Source organism: Acidovorax sp. GBBC 1281, from assembly GCF_028473645.1.
Classification (GTDB): domain Bacteria; phylum Pseudomonadota; class Gammaproteobacteria; order Burkholderiales; family Burkholderiaceae_C; genus Paracidovorax.
In genome coordinates, this window is the sequence record NZ_CP097269.1 from 3,483,034 (window position 1) to 3,501,982 (window position 18,949).

The window sequence follows — 18,949 nt, forward strand, 5'->3', positions numbered from 1 at the left end:
TCAGGATTTAGTTTTGTTGGGGGCGGATGCTAACTGCTGTCAGAAAAGACGCGAGGCCACGGATGCAACAGAGCGTTTCAATGGCACGTGGTGGGCATGTTCCTGCCGGCGTTCTTCGCCGGCCCGCTGGTGGACCGCTGGGGCCGCCGGCGCGTGGCCGGCGCGGGCGCCCTGGCGCTGGTGGGCAGCGCGACGGTGGCGCTGTCGGGCCTGGGATTCGCGCAGTTCCTGGCCAGCTCGCTGCTGCTGGGCGTGGGCTGGAACCTGATGCTGATCGCCGGCACCACGCTGCTGTCCGAAAACCATGCGGAGCACGAACGCGGCCCGGCCCAGGCGCTGATGGAGCTGTGCAACGGCGGCATGGCCGTGGCCATGTCGTTCGGCTCGGGCGCGCTGCTGTCGGGCATCGGGTGGACCGCCATCAACGCGGCCATGCTGGTCCTGCTGGCCGTGGCGCTGGGCCTGCTGTGGTCGATGGCGCCGCGGCGCGCAGCGGTCTAAGGCACCCCGGGTGCCGATTCGCCCCCAGGGCGGTTGCTATATTTTTAATAGCAACATGCCCTAGTCCTTATTGCGCTGGAGGCCGCTGGGGCCTCAAGCCCTTTGCAGCACCGGCTGGCGCCGCGCCCACACCCACATGGCGATGCCGGCGACGATCATCGGCACGCACAGCCATTGGCCCATGCTCATGCCCAGCGAGAGGATGCCCAGGAACGCATCCGGCTCGCGGAAGTATTCGGCAATGAAGCGGAAGCTGCCGTAGCCCACCAGGAACGCTGCGGCCACCTCGCCCTGGCGGCGCTCGCGGCGGGCATAGAGCCACAGCAGCACGAACAGCAGCACGCCCTCCAGCAGGAACTGGTACACCTGCGACGGGTGGCGCGGCAGCAGCGAGCCGCTTTGCGGGAACACCATGCCCCAGGGCAGGTCCGGGCTGCTGAAGCGCCCCCACAGCTCGCCGTTGATGAAGTTGCCCACCCGCCCGGCCGCCAGCCCCGTCGGCACGCACGGCGCCACGAAGTCGGCCACCTGCAGCCAGGGCCGCTTGCGCGAATGCGCAAACCACACCATGGAGGCGATCACGCCCAGCAGCCCGCCATGAAAGCTCATGCCGCCCTGCCAGATGTAGAAGATCTCCAGCGGGTTCGACAGGTAGTAGCCCGGCTTGTAGAACAGGCAGTAGCCCAGGCGCCCCCCCGCCACCACGCCCACCACGCCGAGAAAGAGGATGTCCTCCACGTCGCGCCGCGTCCAGGCGCCCGGCCCGGTGATGGAGGCAAAGGGCTCGTGGCGCAGGCGCCGCACCCCGAGGAACATGAACAGCGCGAAGGCCGCCAGATAGGTCAGGCCGTACCAGTGGATGGCCAGCGGGCCCACTTGCAGGGCGATGGGGTCGATTTGGGGGTACATCAGCATGGTGGGCGGTATTGTGCCCGCCCGGCATGACGGTTCCGGCCGGCGCCCCGGAGCGGCGGCCGCTGCGGCGGCGGCGCGGCGCGCCGGCCGGCCAGGCGCCGCCGCGGTCCGCCCGGAGGACTTCGTCATCGCATTCCGCCGGGCGGGATATGGGCCGAATCGGGCCCATGCCGGCGTTTCGATTGCCTTCGATGCTATTCAATTAATAGCATCAGTCCCGCACACCCGGCCATCGACCCCGATCGACCCGTGGTGGCGACTTCATAATTGATAACGCTTCTCATTCTTCTAACCGCTTTCCGCCGCCCGGCGGTCCTCTCCCGGCCCTTCACGGCCTGGCCACGGACCCCGGCCCGCCGGCCGCAAAGCCCCTCCTGAACACCATGCACCGACACGCCAGCCGCGCAGAACCCCGCTTCGCCCCCACCCCGCTCGCCCGCCTCGTCCGCCATTGCGTCGGCGCAGGACTTCTCATCGCCGCCGCCGGCGCCGGTGCGCAGACCGCCGCCCGGACGGCGCTCGACGAAGTGGTCGTGTCCGACCAGGCCGAGGCCATCGGCGGCCTGCAAAAGACCTATTCGGGCGGGCAGTTCGCGCGCGGCGGCAACCTGGGCATCCTGGGCAACACCGATCTGATGAACGTGCCGTTCAGCACCACCAACTACACCTCGGAGCTGATCGACAACCAGCAGGCACGGACCGTGGCGGACGTGGTGATGAACGACGCCTCGGTGCGCACGCTCACCTCGCGCGGCGGCTTCGGCGACGACTTCCAGGTGCGGGGCTTCACCCTGTCCAACAGCGACATCAGCATGAACGGGCTGTTCGGCCTGGCGCCGTCCACCAGCATCCCGCTGGAGACCATCGAGCGCGTCGAAGTGCTCAAGGGCCCCGGCGCGCTGACCAATGGCGTGGGCCCGAGCGGCAGCGTCGGCGGCAGCATCAACGTGGTGACCAAGCGCGCGGCGGACGTGCCGCTCACGCGGCTGACCACCACCTACATGGGCAAGGCGCAGTTCGGCACCCACCTGGACGTGGGCCGCCGTTTCGGCGAAGACAACCAGTGGGGCGTGCGCGTGAACGGCCTGGTGCGCGGCGGCGAGGGCAACATCGACGGCGGCAAGCAGAACCTGGGCCTGGGCTCGGTCGGCCTGGACTACGCCGGCGCCCGCACGCGCTGGTCGCTGGACGCCTTCGCCACGCGCGGCGAAACCAAAGAGTTCCGGCCCCAGATCAACTTCGCCGGCACGGCCACCTCGGTGCCGGCCGTGCCCGACGCGCGGCTCAACTTCTACCCCGGCACGAAGCTGCAGGACAACGTGAAGACGGTCATGTCGCGCCTGGAACACGACCTGAACGACCGCACCACCGTCTACGGCAGCCTGGGCTACATGGACATGGACTACGAGCAGACCTTCCCCAGCGGCCGGCCCGACGCGCTGGGCAACTTCCGCGTGTCGAACGCCTATTACGACCAGTACACGAAGTCCAAGGCCGCCGACGTCGGCCTGCGTACGCGCTTCAAGACCGGCAGCGTCGGCCACACGCTGGCCCTGGGCGCGAACTACCTGAACCAGGAAACGGACTACTTCTACGCCACCTCGGCCACGACCAACGCCTCCAACCTGTACAACCCCTCGCCCCTGCCCGCCATGACCGTGGCGCGCGGCGCACCCGGCAAGAGCTCGGTCACCGACCAGTCGAGCCTGGCGCTGGCCGACACCATGGCCTTCCTCGACGACCGCCTGCTGGTGACCCTGGGCCTGCGCCACCAGACCATGGAGCAGGAAAACTTCACGCCCACCACCGGCGTCTCCACCAGCCGCTACGACAAGAGCGCCGTGACGCCGCTGGCGGGCGTGGTGTTCAAGCCCGCGAAGAACATCTCGGTCTATGCCAACTACACCGCAGGCCTCACCCGCGGTGCCACCGCCGGGGTCACCACCGCCAACGCCGGCGAGACCTTCGCCCCGCAAAAATCCAAGCAGCACGAAGTGGGCGTGAAGGTGGACTGGGGCCAGCTCACCACGCAGGCCGCCATCTACCAGATCAAGAAGCCCGGCGCGGTCACCGACCCGGTCACCAACGTGTACAGCTTCGGCGGCGAGCAGCGCAACCGCGGCCTGGAGCTGACGGCCTACGGCGAAGTCCAGCGCGGCCTGCGCCTGATGGCCAGCGCCGCCTTCAACGACGCCAAGCTCACGCGCACCGCAGGCGGCCTGAACCAGGGCAACAACGCCGCCGGCGTGCCGGACCGCACCTTCAACCTGGGCCTGGACTGGGACACCCCCTGGGTGCAGGGCCTGAGCCTGAACGGCCGCGTCATCCACACCTCGCCGGTCTATGCCGACGCCGCCAACCGCCTGCGCGTGGGCAACTGGACGCGCCTGGACATCGGCGCCCGCTACGCCACCAAGGTCTCCGGCAAGCCCGTGGTGCTGCGCGCCAGCCTGGAAAACGCGTTCGACAAGAACTACTGGGTGGTCAGCAACTACGTGACCGTGGGCGCGCCACGCACGCTGATGCTGTCGGCGGCTGTGGATTTCTGACGCTAGGTTGCCTGGCAGGAAATTAGAGGCCCGAACAACGCCGCCGGCGTTGCCGTGTCAGCCTCATGGTGCAGAGGACGACGCTGAACCTCGATGCGCGCCGGTGGGGTGCAGAATCTGCTCCAGCTTTTCGCGGATCGCTTCCGGTTTGCTTCCACTGCGGTTGATGGTTTCGCAATTCCCCAGCGCCGTTTCTTTGGACAGACTCGGGGACCGGGCGTAGCGCAGGGACTCGCAGTCGCACCGCAACCGGGCTTTCAAGGCCTTTGTCCGCTGAATCCGAACTTCGGCCACCCAGCATGCGTCGGCGCAGCCGCAGGAGCGGTAGTTGAGCACTTCGCCGCGGTAGGGCCAGTCCAAGCGGTAGATACCTGCTCCTCCAGCGTGCGCCATCGCAGCGGTGGAGACAAAACAAAGCACCAAAGTGCTGTGCAGGACACGCCGTGCGGAGACGGGTTTGTCAAAAGGCATCTTTGGACATAGTGAGTTTTAACGCCTTGAGGTTTTCAATCCCAAATGTTTTTCGTAAATCTCGACGGTCTTTGTCATGCCCTCGACCGTTAAGGCAAAGGCATCGTCAGGACCGTCTGGGTTGCGTCCGCTGGAGAACACGATGATTGGATGTTTTGGACTGTTGGCGGGCGGCAGACCATAGCTCATCAAAACCCAGTCACCCGCAAGCCGGGCCGTGCGGCCGTTGGCATCGGGGAACGGGTGAATGCTCATCAAGCGCTGGACCGTTGCCGCTGACAGTTCGGCAGGACTCATTTGGCCTTGCGACACCTGAGCGGATGACTGTTCAAACCATTCATCGAACTGAGCCATTTCAGCGCCCACCTCTCGCTCGTCTACCACCGCAGCAGCAGCGCTTCCCTGGGGAAATCCGGTCGGTTGCCGGCGAAACTCCCCAAATCGCGCGCCAAATTTTTCAAATGCATCAGGGTCGTTGAAAGGCATGGTGCCTTGGCCCAGCATCGCATTCAGGCGCTTCAGATGATCGGTATCCAACGGCTGGTGCTGGCCGATCCATTCTTTAATTTGATGATTGGCGACCTTCCAATTGCGCCCTGCCAGTGGTGTTGATTGCGCGGTATTGGAGAGACCGGCCCTGCCCTGGTCCACTTCCAAGCGGGCGGCCTCTGCCTTCTGTGCCACTCTAGCGCCGCCGGTTTCTATCAGCTTCTGGATCGCTACCCAGTGCTTTTGCACGTGCTTGAGTTTGGCGTCTTGCTCTTTGCGCACAGGCGGACTGATGGGTTGGTTTAAAACCAAGTCCATCAGGCGGATCTGCGTGCTTCGCGTGCCGACATACACCTTTTTGAAGTTCAGGCCTGGTGGAAGCTGCTGCATGGCCGCGTTGTCCGCTAAGTTCAGCGACTTCAGCTTTGGGAGGGCCCCAATACCAGAAGGAATGATCGAGAACGAGCAACCTTTCAATTCCAGATGTTCAATATCGGGGCTCTCGCCTAATTTCTCCGGCAAATGGCTGAGCCTCGGATTATTAGAGAGATCGATTTGCCGGATTTTTGGGCCCATCCCGCCTTCCGGCAAGACCACCAAATTACAACGGGTTGCGTCGATCACCTCGAATTTTTTCAAATCCGCCATCGATGCAGGGAGTTCGGTCAATTGGGCGTTATTTTTAATCTCCAGCGTGACCAACTCCCCCGCCTGACCGATATTTTCCGGCAACTCATGCAGGTCACAATCGTTTGCCTGGATGCGGGCCAATGCGGGGGCGTAAGCCAGATCGGGCGGCAAATTTTTGAGTGAAGGGTTGCCATTCACAACGAGGTTTCCCAAATGTGGCAGCAAGAAAAGCCCATCCGGAAGACTGCTCAGATGTTTCCCTGCCAAGTCTAGAACGAAGGACTCCTGCTCGTGGGCTTTGAGAATTTTGGTTTTTACCGACTGGGGACCTGACCAATTCGTCAAAAAATCTTGGAGCATTTCCCTTTGCTCGCTCTTGCTCTGCGGCAATACTGGCCTGATTTCCACCCTGCCCGATCGCCCCCTTATCGAGGGAGACATCATCAGGGCAGACCCCGGCTCGGATGCGACCCGCTCGGCAATTTCCGTCATCCTTCGCCGATCCAGCGAAGGTCCACGGGGCTGAAACGCAAATGCCTTTCTTGGAGCAGACGAACTGGAACTCGATGAGTTGCCCTCGACGCGTGGAGGCAAATCAGATGGGCGATGGAGCGCAGCCCGATGCCTGAGAGGCGGGCGTTGGGTACTCGGCCCTTCCCCTGATGCAGTCGGGTTACCACGACGTGATGATGAATCAATGGGCGATGACTTCATTAGGGGATTCCATAGCAATTCGTAAAATCATCTTAAAAAATGCAAAGGAAACGCAATGATCGAGCGCGAAGCAATGGCAAAAATAACGAATTCCTCTCGCTTGACGAATTGGCAGGGCTTTGTTGCACAAATCGCGATGCTGATGCCCGTAGACTGACTGCGTGACAGAGACGAAGAACAGGCAGCGGAGCAAGTACCGCACGACGAACTGGAAGGCGTACAACGCGGCGCTGAAAGCGCGAGGCTCGTTGACGATGTGGCTAGATGAGGGCATGCAGTGGTTTGGCACGCCGACCGGCAGGCGTGGACGCAGCCGAACCTTCTCGGACGCAGCAATCCAGTTCTGCCTGAGCATCAAGTGCCTGTTCGGCCAGCCCTTGCGACAGGCGCTGGGCATGGTGCAGAGCCTGCTGCGGCTGGCAAAGCTGGACTGGCCGGTACCTGACTTCAGCACTGTTTGCCGGCGCCAAAAGACCTTGCAGGTCGAACTGAGCTACCAGCGAACCAACTCGCCGCTGCAGTTGCTGGTGGACAGCACCGGCATCAAGTTCCTGGGCGAAGGAGAGTGAAAACGCAAGAAGCATGGTGCTGAATACCGGCGCGAATGGCGCAAGGTCCATCTGGGCATCGACGCGCAGACGCTGGAAATACGCGCCATCGAGGTGACCAGCAACGCCATTGGGGATGCGCCGATGTTGCCCGGGTTGCTGGCTCAGATTCCCACTGACGAATCCATCGAAAGCGTCAGTGCCGATGGCGCCTACGACACGCGCGCCTGCCTGGACGCCATTGCCGAGCGGCACGCGATGGCGGTGATCCCGCCCCGCAAGAACGCCAGCCATTGGAAGAAGTCGAGTCCGGGCTCGGCGCATCGTAATGAGGCCATTCGGGCGTGCCAGCGCCTGGGTCGCGGCATTTGGAAGAAGTGGAGCGGCTACCACCGGCGCAGCCTTGTGGAGACGAAGATGCACTGCTTCAAGCGACTGGGCGAACGGGTGATCGCGCGCACGTTCGACCGCCAGGTTGTGGAGCTGCATGTCCGCGTGGCCTTGCTCAATCGGTTCAGTCAGATCGGCCGTCCTCACACCGTGTCGGTGACTGCTGTGGCATAGGTCCGTCTGGGGTTGGGGTCATGCCGTCTGCAATTCGATTTGTGCAACAGCGCCAATTGGCAGCACATCTCCTTGTTGAAAGTCGAGCATCTTTTCCTGCAATTGACCATCAATGCACGAAATACCGATCGGCTCCAACAACGCCGAGCGCTATCGTCATCAAAGCACCCCCAACGCGAACGCTTCTGATCCCGGTACGCATGCAGAGCGCCGGCCCGGGGGCTTTCACCCGCGGGCCGGGCGGCCGCGCGATACTCCTGCCCTGATTCCAAGGAAAACACATGCAGGGAAACCCACAGGTCATCGATTATTTCAAGGACCTGCTGCGCGGCGAACTGGCCGCGCGCGATCAATACTTCATCCATTCGCGCCTCTACGAAGACCAGGGCTTCGTGAAGCTCTACACGCGGATCGACCATGAGATGCAGGAAGAGACCCAGCACGCCGACGCGCTGCTGCGGCGCATTCTCTTCCTGGGCGGCATGCCCGACATGCGTCCGAAGGAATTCACCCCCGGCACCACCGTGCCCGAGATGCTGCGCAAGGACCTGGCCACCGAATACGAAGTGCGCGCCGCGCTGCAGCAAGGCATGGCCCTGTGCGAGAGCGTGCGGGACTACGTGAGCCGCGACCTGCTGCTCGCCCAGTTGCGCGACACCGAGGAAGACCACGCCTACTGGCTGGAAAAGCAGATCGGCCTGATCGACAAGGTCGGCCTGCAGAACTACCTGCAGACGCAATCGGCCTCCGCGGACTGATCCTGCGCCCGGCCAAGGCGCGCACGCCAGGGCGGCGTGCGCGCTTTTCTTTTTTCAAGCCGTTCATGCCCCATGCCGTGGTTTTCATTGCCCCGGCAGCTATCTATTTGATAGCAAACCATCCCCGATCGACCGATCCGCACCCTCACCCGGCGCCGTGCCCTGGAGCGCCTGCACGAAGGCCACGAAGCGCAGCAGCGCCGGCCCGGCCGCGGGGGCGTTCCACACCAGCCGGGTTTCGCACTCGGGCAGCGCCGGCCCCGGCCGGCGAAGCGGCGTGGCCACGCGGCGGTAGACCACGCCGGTGCGCTGGAACTGCATCACGCTCTGCGGCACGAAGGCCAGCCCCAGGCCGGCCGCCACCAGGTTGACGATGGTCTGCATCTGGATGGCTTCCTGCGCCACCTGCGGTGAATGCCCGGCCGCGTGGTAGAGCGCGAAGATCGCGTCGTAAACCGAAGGCAGGATGCGGCGTGGAAAGATCACCAGCGGCTCGGCCAGCACGGCGGCCAGCGGCGGGGCTTTCGCCTGCACCGCCAACGGGTGCGCCGCCGGCAGCGCCAGCACCAGCGGCTCGCGCGCCACGCGCAGGCCAGCCAGGCCCGGCGGGGCGAACTGCGGCGAATGCAGCAGCAGGCCTGCATCGATCTCTCCGCGCTCCAGCAACTGCAGCTGCACGTCGCCCGTGGCCTCGACCAGTTCCAGCGACACCTGCGGGCAGGCGCTGCGAAAGGCGCGCACCCAGGCGGGCAACTGCTCGAAGCCCACGGTGGACACGAAGGCCAGCCGGATGCGCCCGACCTCGCCCTGCGCCGCGGCCCGGACGCGCGCCGGCAGGGCCTGGGCACGTGCCAGCACCTCGCGCACGTCGGGCAGCAGCGCCTCGCCGGCCGGCGTGAGCGCGACGCGGCGGCGCGTGCGGTCGAACAGCAGCAGGCCCAGCGCGCGCTCCAGCTGGGCGATCGCCTGGGTGAGCGGGGGCTGGGTCATGTGCAGGCGCTGCGCGGCGCGGCCGAAGTGCAGCTCTTCCGCCACGGCCAGGAACTGGCGCCACACGCGCAGCTCGATCGATGCGTCATTCATATGCCAAGCATATCAATGACCCCTTGAAAACGGATTGGAACCAATCAATCAAACAGCGCATACTCCGCGCTGCCCCAAAAAGCCGCCCGCCCACCCGAGGCCGGCCCGGCGACACGAAATTTCCTCCCACGAAGGACGCCCCATGGAAAACAAACCCCTGCAGATCAACCGCCGCAGCGCCAACATCACCGAAGGCAAATCGCGCGCGCCCAACCGCTCGATGTACTACGCGATGGGCTACGAAGAAGGTGACTTCAAGAAGCCCATGGTGGGCGTGGCCAACGGGCACAGCACGATCACGCCGTGCAACTCGGGCCTGCAGAAGCTGGCCGATGCGGCCATCCAGGGCATCGAGGAAGCCGGCGGCAATGCCCAGGTGTTCGGCACCCCGACCATCAGCGACGGCATGGCCATGGGCACCGAAGGCATGAAGTACAGCCTGGTGAGTCGCGAGGTCATCAGCGACTGCATCGAGACCTGCGTGCAGGGCCAGTGGATGGACGGCGTGGTCGTCGTGGGCGGCTGCGACAAGAACATGCCCGGCGGCCTGATGGGCATGCTGCGCGCCAACGTGCCGGCCATCTATGTGTACGGCGGCACCATCCTGCCGGGCAAGTACAAGGGCCAGGACCTGAACATCGTGAGCGTGTTCGAGGCCGTGGGCCAGAACGCCGCCGGCAACCTGAGCGACTTCGACCTCAAGGAGATCGAAAAGCGCGCCATTCCCGGCACCGGTTCGTGCGGCGGCATGTACACGGCCAACACCATGTCCAGCGCGTTCGAGGCGCTGGGCATCAGCCTGCCCTACTCCAGCACCATGGCCAACCCGCACGACGAGAAGCAGAACTCGGCCAAGGAATCGGCCAAGGTGTTGATCGAGGCGATCAAGAAGGACATCCGCCCGAGCGACATCGTGACCAAGAAGTCCATCGAGAACGCCGTGGCCGTGATCATGGCCACCGGCGGCTCGACCAATGCGGTGCTGCACTTCCTGGCCATCGCGCACGCGGCCGGCGTGGAATGGTCCATCGACGATTTCGAGCGCGTGCGCCAGAAGACGCCCGTGCTGTGCGACCTCAAGCCCAGCGGCAAGTACCTGGCCGTGGACCTGCACCAGGCCGGCGGCATTCCGCAGGTCATGAAGGTGCTGCTGAACGCCGGCCTGCTGCACGGCGACTGCCTCACCATCGAAGGCAAGACCATCGCCGAGGTGCTGAAGGACGTGCCGGACGCGCCCCGCGCCGACCAGGACGTGATCCGCCCCATCGACCGGCCCATGTACGAGCAGGGCCACCTGGCCATCCTCAAGGGCAACCTGAGCCCCGAAGGCGCGGTCGCCAAAATCACGGGCCTGAAGAACCCCGTCATCACCGGCCCGGCGCGCGTGTTCGACGACGAGCAGTCGGCCCTGAAGGCCATCCTGGACGGCAAGATCGTGGCGGGCGACGTGATGGTGCTGCGCTACCTGGGCCCCAAGGGCGGCCCCGGCATGCCCGAGATGCTGGCACCCACGGGCGCGCTGATCGGCGCGGGCCTGGGCGAAAGCGTGGGCCTCATCACCGACGGGCGTTTCTCCGGCGGCACCTGGGGCATGGTCGTGGGCCACGTGGCTCCGGAAGCGGCGGCGGGCGGCACCATCGCGTTCGTGAACGAAGGCGATTCCATCACCATCGACGCGCACACGCTGCGGCTCGAACTGAACGTGCCCGAGGCCGAACTGGCCCGCCGCCGCGAAGGCTGGACGCCCCCCGCTCCGCGCTACACGCGCGGCGTGCAGGCCAAGTTCGCCTTCAATGCTGCCAGCGCCAGCAAGGGCGCGGTGCTGGACGCCTACTGATCCAGGCCGACCGCGCGCGCCGGCCATTGCAAAAGACAAAGCCCGCGGCCGGTCAGGCGCGCGGGCTTTTGGTTGGATGGGTCGGTGCCGATCGGGGCGGTGCGTTCAGCGGCGGTTGCGCGGCTGGATGCCCAGGGCTTCCTTGTTCTTGTTGATGCGGTCCTGCTTGCGCTGGTCCATCCGTTCCATCGCGCGGCGCTTGGTGTAGCCGGTGGCGTCGGCCCAGGCCCACCAGACGAAGGCCACGGCGAAGGGGGACAGAACCCACCACCACGACCACAGGGCCACGGGCCCGATCTCGAGGTATTTGAGCAGCACAAGAAACACTCCCAGACCCAGCGCGTACATGGTGATCTCCTGTGCGGTACGGACTTTACGTGCCGGGGGTCAACCCCCGCCACTACAATTTCATTGAGCCGGATACTAACCCACAACCCACAGGAAACCCCCGATGAAGCGCACCCTGATCACCCTCGCGATGGCCCTGTCGGTGGCCGTGCCGGCCCTGGCCGACCAGGCCCTCGCCACCTCGAAAAACTGCATGGCCTGCCATGCGGTGGACAAGAAGCTGGTGGGCCCGTCGTACAAGGATGTGGCCGCCAAATACGCCGGCCAAAAGGATGCGGTGGACAAGCTGGCCGCCAAGATCATGAAGGGCGGATCGGGCGTGTGGGGCCCGGTGCCCATGCCGGCGAATGCCCAGGTGAACGATGCCGACGCCAAGAAGCTGGCCGCCTGGGTGCTGTCGCTGAAGTAAATCCATCCATCGCGCTGCCGATCAACGCCAACGAAAACGCCGCGCTGCACGGGAACCCGTGCAGCGCGGCGTTCGTTTTGGAGGGGTCGGCGGGCGGGCTGTGCCGCCGACGCATCACCACATCAGATCGGGTCGATGCGGGAATCGACGCGCGGGGTGCCGCGCAGTTGGTGTTCGAGCTGGCCCACGTAGGCCGCAGTGGTGTTGTCCGATTCCTGGGCGCGCTGGGCCAGGTGCAGTTCCAGCGCATCGATGCGCGCGATCAGGGCGGAATGGGACTGCAGGTTCTGGTTTTCGAGAAACGCGCGCAGTTCGGTGAAGCGGGAGGCTTCGGCCTTGTCGGCCAGGTCGCGTTGGGCCGTCATTTCCTTGGCGTGGCGGCGCGTCTCCAACAGCACCGAGCCTTGCAGCGACAGCACGTAGGCGATGAAGAAAATGCCCAGCAGCACGGTCAGCCCCAGCATGAGCAGGCCCAGCGGGGCCTCGAAGGAGGTCAGCCCCAGCGAGATGACGGATGGGGTGGCCAGCGTGGTCCAGTTGAGCGCGGCCAGCACGGCCATGGCGGCCACGATGAGCAGCAGCGCGATGGTTCTGAAATTCATGTCAATCTCCCGGAAGGTGTCGAAATCCGCAGCCTGGCAGGCGCGGTTGGGGGACGTTTTTAACCTGTGCGGGGGCGGTTATCGCTGGCTGGAAATTGAAACCGGCACTGTCCTACAGTGCAGGGCGGGCGTGAAAAAACCACCGGACGGGAAAGTGCGGTGGTGTTGATGGGGACAGAAACCCACGTCTGAAAGAATGTCTGCGTGCCATCGGCGCTTTTAGGCCTGTCGATTGGCGCTAGTCACCGAGATGAGGGATTTTGCCGGCACTCACATCGCCTGCGGCGATATGAGTGCCGGCAAACCCTGCGAAGCGCTTCGCGCCGGGCCACCCCCTTGCGGCGGCCCCCTGGATCAATTGGTTTCAGCCAATTGATCCAGGATCGCAGGGTTTTGGTGAGCACATCACGCCGCCGCGCGGCATGAGTACTCCCCAATCCTGCAGCAGCTTCGCTGCGCGCCGATGGCGCTTTCTGATCAGTTGGTCTGCGACAACTGATCCAGAATGGCCGGATTCTCCAAGGTGCTCGTGTCCTGCGTGATCTGCTCGCCCTTGGCGATGGAACGCAGCAGGCGGCGCATGATCTTGCCGCTGCGGGTCTTGGGCAGGTTGTCGCCGAAGCGGATGTCCTTGGGCTTGGCGATGGGGCCGATCTCCTTGGCCACCCAGTCGCGCAGTTCCTTGGCGATGGCCTTGGCCTCGTCGCCGGTGGGGCGCGAGCGCTTGAGCACGACGAAGGCGCAGATCGCCTCGCCCGTCACGTCGTCGGGCCGGCCCACCACGGCGGCTTCGGCGACCAAGTCGGTCTTGGACACCAGGGCCGATTCGATCTCCATCGTGCCCATGCGGTGGCCCGAGACGTTCAGCACGTCGTCGATGCGGCCCGTGATGCGGAAGTAGCCGCGGTCGGCACTGCGCACCGCGCCGTCGCCCGCCAGGTAGTAGCCCTTGAGCTCTTCGGGGAAATAGCTTTTCTTGAAGCGCTCGGGGTCGTTCCAGATGGTGCGGATCATGCTGGGCCACGGCTTCTTGATGACCAGGATGCCGCCCGTGCCGTTGGCGATGTCGTTGCCCACCTCGTCCACGATGGCGGCCGCGATGCCCGGCAGCGGCAAGGTGCAGCTGCCCGGCACCAGCGGCGTCGCGCCTGGCAGCGGGGTGATGACGTGGCCGCCGGTCTCGGTCTGCCAGAAGGTGTCCACGATGGGGCAGCGCTCGCCGCCCACGTTCTTGTGGTACCACATCCAGGCCTCGGGGTTGATGGGCTCGCCCACGCTGCCCAGGATGCGCAGGCTCGACAGGTCGGAGCGTGCGGGGTGCACGGCGGCATCGCCTTCGGCCGCCTTGATGAGCGAGCGGATCGCCGTGGGCGCGGTGTAGAAGATCGTGCAGCGGTGGCGCTCGATCATCTGCCAGAAGCGGCCGGCATTCGGGAAGGTGGGAATGCCCTCGAAGATGATCTGCGTGGCGCCCGCGGCCAGCGGCCCATAGGCCACGTAGGTGTGGCCGGTGATCCAGCCGATGTCGGCCGTGCACCAGAACACGTCGTCCGGGCGCAGGTCGAACGTCCAGTCCATGGTGAGCTTGGCCCACAGCAGGTAGCCGCCGGTGGCGTGCTGCACGCCCTTGGGCTTGCCGGTGGAGCCGCTGGTGTACAGGATGAACAGCGGGTGCTCGGCGCCCACGGGCACCGGCGGGCAGTCGCTGCTCTGGCCCTGCAGCGCCTCGGCGAAGGTCTTGTCGCGGCCCGCCACCATGGCGCAGGCGGTGGCCGTGCGCTGGTACACGAGGATGCTGCGGATGGTGTCGCAGCCGCCCATGGCCAGGGCCTCGTCCACGATGGCCTTGAGCGGCAGCTCCTTGCCGCCGCGCATCTGGTAGTTGGCGGTGATGACGGCCACCGCGCCCGCGTCGATGATCCGCTCCTGCAGCGCCTTGGCAGAAAAGCCCCCGAACACCACGCTGTGCGTGGCGCCGATGCGCGCGCACGCCTGCATGGCGATCACGCCCTCGACCGTCATGGGCATGTAGATGAGCACGCGGTCGCCCTGCTGCACGCCGTTGGCCTTGAGCGCGTTGGCGAACTGCCCCACGCGGGCCAGCAGTTCCTTGTAGGTGACCCGGGTGACGGTGCCGTCGTCGGCCTCGAAAATGATGGCGGTCTTGTTTTCGACCGGGGTGCCGATGTGCCGGTCCAGGCAGTTGGCGCTGGCGTTCAGCTGGCCGTCGGCGAACCATTCGTAGAACGGCGCCTTGGAGGCATCGAGCGTGCGGGTGAAAGGCTTGTCCCACTGCAGGTTCTCGCGCGCCAGGCGGGCCCAGAAGCCTTCGAAATCCTGCTCGGCCTCGGTGCACAGCGCGTCGTAGCCGGCCATGCCGGAAATGCGCGCGGCCTTCTGCAGGGCGTCGGAGGGCGGGAAAACGCGGTTTTCCACCAGCACGGATTCAATCGTGGACGAGGACGCACTCATGGGTTTTGTCTCCTGGAGTCAACATAATTTGGCGGTACTTTCGGGGGCCGCACTTACATGCCACTGACGGATGCCGGCGGCCGCCAAAGGCTCCGATGCTACGCCTGTGCAGCGGCGGGTTTCTGTCACAGCGCAAGCGGCCGGTGCTTCTAGAATCGCGCGAGTTTCATTTCTAGCGATTTTCAAGAAAACCCTCCCATGGCCTTCCCGCACCCCCCCGCTTCCCGCAACGGCAGCAAGTCCCTCACCCCGCTGGCTTCGCTGATCTTCGCCAGCCGCTGGCTGCAACTGCCGCTCTACCTGGGGCTGATCGCCGCCCAGGGCGTGTACGTGTGGCACTTCCTCGTGGAGCTGTGGCACCTGATCGAGGCCGCGTTCGGCCACCAGGGCGCGCTGCAGTCGCTGGTCACCAGCATCGGCTACAAGCCGGGCGTGGAGGTCACGGCGCTCAACGAGACGGTAATCATGCTGGTCGTGCTGGCGCTCATCGACGTGGTGATGATCTCCAACCTGCTCATCATGGTGATCGTGGGCGGCTACGAGACCTTCGTGAGCCGGCTCAACCTGCAAAGCCACCCCGACCAGCCGGAATGGCTGGGCCACGTGAACGCCTCGGTGCTCAAGGTCAAGCTGGGCCTGTCGATCATCGGGATCAGTTCCATCCACCTGCTCAAGACCTTCATCAACGCCGCCAACTACGACGAGAAGGTGCTGATGTGGCAGACGATCATCCACGTGGTGTTCCTGCTGAGCGCCATCGCCATTGCCTACACTGACAAATTGCTGAACGTTTCGCACGAAAAGCACTGAGCGCCCACACCCTCTCCCACCGAGCCCCGGCAAGGCCCCGAAACAGGGGTCTTTCGGGGCTCTTGCCTTAGTACTCATTGGTCTGATTGCTATTAAAAATATAGCAATCCAGTATCCACCTAGCTCCGCTGCTGCGCACGCGATTAACACATCGGGCAAACCCGGGTCTTTTGACACAAAAACACCCAATAACTATACTTTTGGAGTGTTTTACAACCTGCAATGCAGGTAATCCGCTCTTTCCGGCCCGCAACGCGGCGTTTTCACCGGAGCGGATCCCGCCAGGAAGACGGCGGCCCGGCCCCAGGCCCGGTCGCTTCCCCCCTGGCCCATGGCCGACCCATTCGGCCCTGATGCCCCAAGGCGCCCGCCCGTTCATCGGGCTCGGCGCCGCGTGATCCCGGGAGTCCTCCGACCGACCTCTCCCGGCACGCCCCAGGCCCTTGCGCACCGCCTCGCGTGCCATTCGGGCCGATCCCGGTCACCTCGGTGCCCACCCTTTCGCTGCTGTTCCCGCGCGCCCTGGGCGTCCGGGTCCGGCTGCCGCATCAGGGTCTCGAATGCCCAGGCCTTCGCAGCCCCGCCCGCCTTCGGGCGGCCGGGGCGTGTTCAACCCGTTCCAACCGAGGGAGGACCCCCACCGTGGCCAAACAAATCACCATCGAACATGTGTTCAAGGTTTTCGGCGATGCGCCGCAAGCCGCGCTCGAACTCGCCAGCCAGGGCCTGAGCAAGCAGGACATCCTGGCGCGCACCGGACATTCCATCGGCGTGTTCGACGCCAGCTTCACCATCGAGGCGGGCGAGATCTTCGTCGTGATGGGACTGTCGGGCTCGGGCAAGTCGACCCTCGTGCGCATGCTCAACCGGCTGATCGAGCCCACGGCGGGCCGCATCCTGGTGGACGGCCAGGACATCAACGCGCTGTCCGACCGGCAACTGCGCGCGCTGCGCCGCAAGGACATCAGCATGGTGTTCCAGTCGTTCGCGCTCATGCCCCATCTCACGGTGCTGGACAACACCGCGTTCGGCCTCGAACTGGCGGGCGTGGCCCGGCCCGAGCGCCAGCGCCAGGCCGCACTGGCGCTGGAGCAGGTGGGCCTGGGATGCTGGGCCGACAGCTACCCCGACGAACTGTCGGGCGGCATGCAGCAGCGCGTGGGCCTGGCCCGGGCGCTGGCATCGGACCCGTCCATCCTGCTGATGGACGAGGCGTTCTCCGCGCTGGACCCGATCATCCGCACCGAGATGCAGAGCGAGCTGCTGCGCCTGCAGCAGATCCAGCGCCGCACCATCGTCTTCATCTCGCACGACCTGGACGAGGCCATGCGCATCGGTGACCGCATCGCCATCATGAAGGACGGCTACGTGGTGCAGGTGGGCACGCCCGACGAGATCCTGCGCAACCCGGCCAACGACTACGTGCGCAGCTTCGTGCGCGGCGTGGACGCGGCGGCCGTCTTCAAAGCCGGCGACATCGCCCGGCGCCCGCTCACCGTGGTGTCGGAGCAGCGCGACCGGGGCTCGCGCGCCGCGCTGCAGCAACTGGAGGAGCAGGACCGCGACTTCGCCTACGTGGTGAGCCCGGCGCGGATGTACCTGGGCACGGTCTCGGCCGACTCGCTGCGCGCAGCGCTCCAGGGCCACGTGGGCCCGCTGGGCCTGCAGCACGCCTATCTGGACGGCGTGGTGCCCATTCCCGTGGACGCGCCGGTGGCCGACCTGTTCGGCCAGGTGGCGCAGGCGCCCTGCCCGCTGCCGGTGGTGGAGGACGGCGGCCGCTTTCGCGGCGCGATCAGCAAGACCACGCTGCTGCGCTTTCTCGACCGCGACACGCCGCCCGTGCCGCCGGACCCTTTGCCACCCGCGCCCGCCATCGCCAACCCGCCCGCCAATGAACCATCCGAAAGGAGCCCGGCATGACCCAGTCCACCGCCCCAGCGCTCGATTCCACCACCAACCCCACGGCCGGCGAGTCCACCCCCTGGACGCCGGCCGCGGAGGCACCGCCCGCGGCCTCGGCCTCGCCCTGGGATAGCCCGGCCGCCGCGGCGCAGCAGGCCCCCGCCCCCGAGGCGGCGGCCGATCCCTGGGCCGCGTCCACCGCACCCAGCGACGCTGGCAACACCGACTGGCTGAACGCCCCCGCCAGCGCCACGCCCGGCGACGCCGCCGCGGGCTTCGACCCCACGGCCGGTGGCTTTCAGCTGCACCAACTGTGGGACGGCAGCCTGCCCGTGGAGTCGTGGATCAACCACGGCCTGTCGTGGGTGGTGACGCATTTCCGGCCGTTCTTCCAGACCGTTCGCGCGCCCATCGACGGCACGCTGGCCTGGGTGGAGGGCCTGCTCACCAGCGTGCCCACGCTGGCCATGATCGCGCTGATCGGCGTGCTCGCCTGGCAGTTCGCCGGGCGCGCGCTGGCCGTGGGCACGGTGGTCTCGCTGCTGCTCGTGGCCATGCTGGGCATCTGGCCCGAGGCCATGGTGACGCTGTCGCTGGTGCTGACCTCGCTGGCCTTCTGCCTGGTGATCGGGCTGCCCCTGGGCATCCTGCTGGCCAGCAGCGACCGGGCCCAGCGCGTGATGCGGCCGGTGCTCGATGCCATGCAGACCACGCCGGCCTTCGTGTACCTGGTGCCGGTGGTGATGCTGTTCGGCATCGGCAACGTGCCGGGCGTGGTGGTGACCATCGTGTTCGCGCTGCCCCCGCTGGTGCGCCTGACCAACCTGGGAATCCGCCAGGTGCGGCCCGACCTGATCGAGGCCGCGCGGGCATACGGGGCCTCGCCCCTGCAGCTGCTGGCCAAGGTGCAGCTGCCGCTGGCCATGCCGTCCATCATGGCGGGCATCAACCAGTCGCTGATGCTGTCGCTGTCGATGGTGGTGATCGCCTCGATGATCGCCGTGGGCGGCCTGGGCCAGATGGTGCTGCGCGGCATCGGCCGGCTGGACATGGGCCTGGCCACCGTGGGCGGCCTGGGCATCGTGCTGCTGGCCATCACGCTGGACCGCATCACCCAGTCCATGGGCCAGCCGCGCCGCGGCGTGCGCCACTGGTGGCAGACCGGCCCGGCCGGCCTGGTGTGGCGCCTCGCCGCGCGGCGCGATAACGCCGCCCCGGCGGCCCCCGCAGCCGATGCGGCAACGCCCCAGCCTGCCACGCAAGGCGCCTCCGGCGCCGCCCCGCAATGGGCCACCGCCGGCCGCTGAGCCCCCGCCCATCCCCTTTCAGAAACAAGGACGACGA

At 65.9% G+C, this 18,949-nt stretch carries 15 protein-coding genes and 1 pseudogene; 9 read left to right on the forward strand and 7 right to left on the reverse strand.

Annotation, left to right across the window (positions count from 1 at the left end; all coding sequences use genetic code 11):
* The first annotated feature begins 96 nt into the window (after positions 1-96).
* Entirely contained in the window at positions 97-501 is a 405-nt protein-coding gene (locus tag M5C96_RS16275; RefSeq protein WP_272564173.1) for an MFS transporter, read from the forward strand.
* A gap of 93 nt (positions 502-594) precedes the next feature.
* Here the strand turns inward: M5C96_RS16275 and lgt are convergent, their stop codons facing one another.
* Entirely contained in the window at positions 595-1,416 is an 822-nt protein-coding gene (gene lgt, locus M5C96_RS16280; RefSeq protein WP_272564174.1) for a prolipoprotein diacylglyceryl transferase, read from the reverse strand.
* 383 nt (positions 1,417-1,799) lie between these two features.
* On the opposite strand from lgt, the gene M5C96_RS16285 reads away from it, so the two are divergent.
* A complete protein-coding gene (locus tag M5C96_RS16285) occupies positions 1,800-3,965 on the forward strand; it encodes a TonB-dependent receptor (protein ID WP_272564175.1) in 2,166 nt (721 codons plus the stop codon).
* A 63-nt stretch (positions 3,966-4,028) separates the two neighbouring features.
* On the opposite strand, the gene M5C96_RS16290 is transcribed toward M5C96_RS16285, so the two are convergent.
* Together M5C96_RS16290 and M5C96_RS16295 are read right to left on the reverse strand one after the other, a co-directional pair.
* A complete protein-coding gene (locus M5C96_RS16290; protein ID WP_272564176.1) occupies positions 4,029-4,325 on the reverse strand; it encodes a hypothetical protein in 297 nt (98 codons plus the stop codon).
* A 129-nt stretch (positions 4,326-4,454) separates the two neighbouring features.
* Positions 4,455-6,047 carry a Fic family protein gene (locus M5C96_RS16295; RefSeq protein WP_272564177.1) on the reverse strand — a complete coding sequence of 531 codons (1,593 nt, stop codon included), beginning with the start codon at positions 6,045-6,047 and terminating at the stop codon, positions 4,455-4,457.
* A gap of 383 nt (positions 6,048-6,430) precedes the next feature.
* On the opposite strand from M5C96_RS16295, the pseudogene M5C96_RS16300 reads away from it, so the two are divergent.
* Positions 6,431-7,381 (forward strand): annotated as a pseudogene (locus M5C96_RS16300) (IS5 family transposase).
* A gap of 281 nt (positions 7,382-7,662) precedes the next feature.
* Entirely contained in the window at positions 7,663-8,139 is a 477-nt protein-coding gene (bfr, locus tag M5C96_RS16305) for a bacterioferritin (protein WP_272548335.1), read from the forward strand.
* 99 nt (positions 8,140-8,238) lie between these two features.
* On the opposite strand, the gene M5C96_RS16310 is transcribed toward bfr, so the two are convergent.
* Positions 8,239-9,222, reverse strand: a complete 984-nt coding sequence (locus M5C96_RS16310; RefSeq protein ID WP_272564178.1) for a LysR family transcriptional regulator — start codon at positions 9,220-9,222, stop codon at positions 8,239-8,241.
* Positions 9,223-9,364: 142 nt separating this feature from the next.
* Here M5C96_RS16310 and ilvD point away from each other — a divergent pair, with 142 nt between their 5' ends.
* Positions 9,365-11,059, forward strand: coding sequence for a dihydroxy-acid dehydratase (gene ilvD, locus M5C96_RS16315; protein ID WP_272564179.1), 1,695 nt, complete (start codon positions 9,365-9,367; stop codon positions 11,057-11,059).
* 105 nt (positions 11,060-11,164) lie between these two features.
* Here the strand turns inward: ilvD and M5C96_RS16320 are convergent, their stop codons facing one another.
* Complete coding sequence (locus tag M5C96_RS16320; protein WP_272564180.1) at positions 11,165-11,407, reverse strand: TIGR04438 family Trp-rich protein; 243 nt, start codon at positions 11,405-11,407, stop codon at positions 11,165-11,167.
* A gap of 103 nt (positions 11,408-11,510) precedes the next feature.
* On the opposite strand from M5C96_RS16320, the gene M5C96_RS16325 reads away from it, so the two are divergent.
* Positions 11,511-11,816: a c-type cytochrome gene (locus M5C96_RS16325; RefSeq protein WP_272564181.1), complete on the forward strand. Its 306-nt coding sequence runs from the start codon at positions 11,511-11,513 to the stop codon at positions 11,814-11,816.
* 122 nt (positions 11,817-11,938) lie between these two features.
* On the opposite strand, the gene M5C96_RS16330 is transcribed toward M5C96_RS16325, so the two are convergent.
* Positions 11,939-12,418, reverse strand: a complete 480-nt coding sequence (locus M5C96_RS16330) for a LapA family protein (RefSeq protein WP_272564182.1) — start codon at positions 12,416-12,418, stop codon at positions 11,939-11,941.
* A gap of 477 nt (positions 12,419-12,895) precedes the next feature.
* A complete protein-coding gene (gene acs / locus M5C96_RS16335; protein ID WP_272564183.1) occupies positions 12,896-14,890 on the reverse strand; it encodes an acetate--CoA ligase in 1,995 nt (664 codons plus the stop codon).
* A 198-nt stretch (positions 14,891-15,088) separates the two neighbouring features.
* Here acs and M5C96_RS16340 point away from each other — a divergent pair, with 198 nt between their 5' ends.
* The 3 genes from M5C96_RS16340 (at position 15,089) to proW (ending at position 18,912) form a co-directional block, all read left to right on the forward strand.
* Positions 15,089-15,700: a TIGR00645 family protein gene (locus M5C96_RS16340; protein WP_272564184.1), complete on the forward strand. Its 612-nt coding sequence runs from the start codon at positions 15,089-15,091 to the stop codon at positions 15,698-15,700.
* 642 nt (positions 15,701-16,342) lie between these two features.
* Entirely contained in the window at positions 16,343-17,623 is a 1,281-nt protein-coding gene (gene proV, locus M5C96_RS16345) for a glycine betaine/L-proline ABC transporter ATP-binding protein ProV (RefSeq protein ID WP_272564185.1), read from the forward strand.
* The gene (proW, locus tag M5C96_RS16350) at positions 17,620-18,912 is read left to right on the forward strand and encodes a glycine betaine/L-proline ABC transporter permease ProW (protein ID WP_272564186.1); all 1,293 of its coding nucleotides are present in this window, start codon (positions 17,620-17,622) and stop codon (positions 18,910-18,912) included. The genes proV and proW overlap by 4 nt, the downstream gene beginning before the upstream one ends.
* The last annotated feature ends 37 nt before the right edge of the window (positions 18,913-18,949 follow it).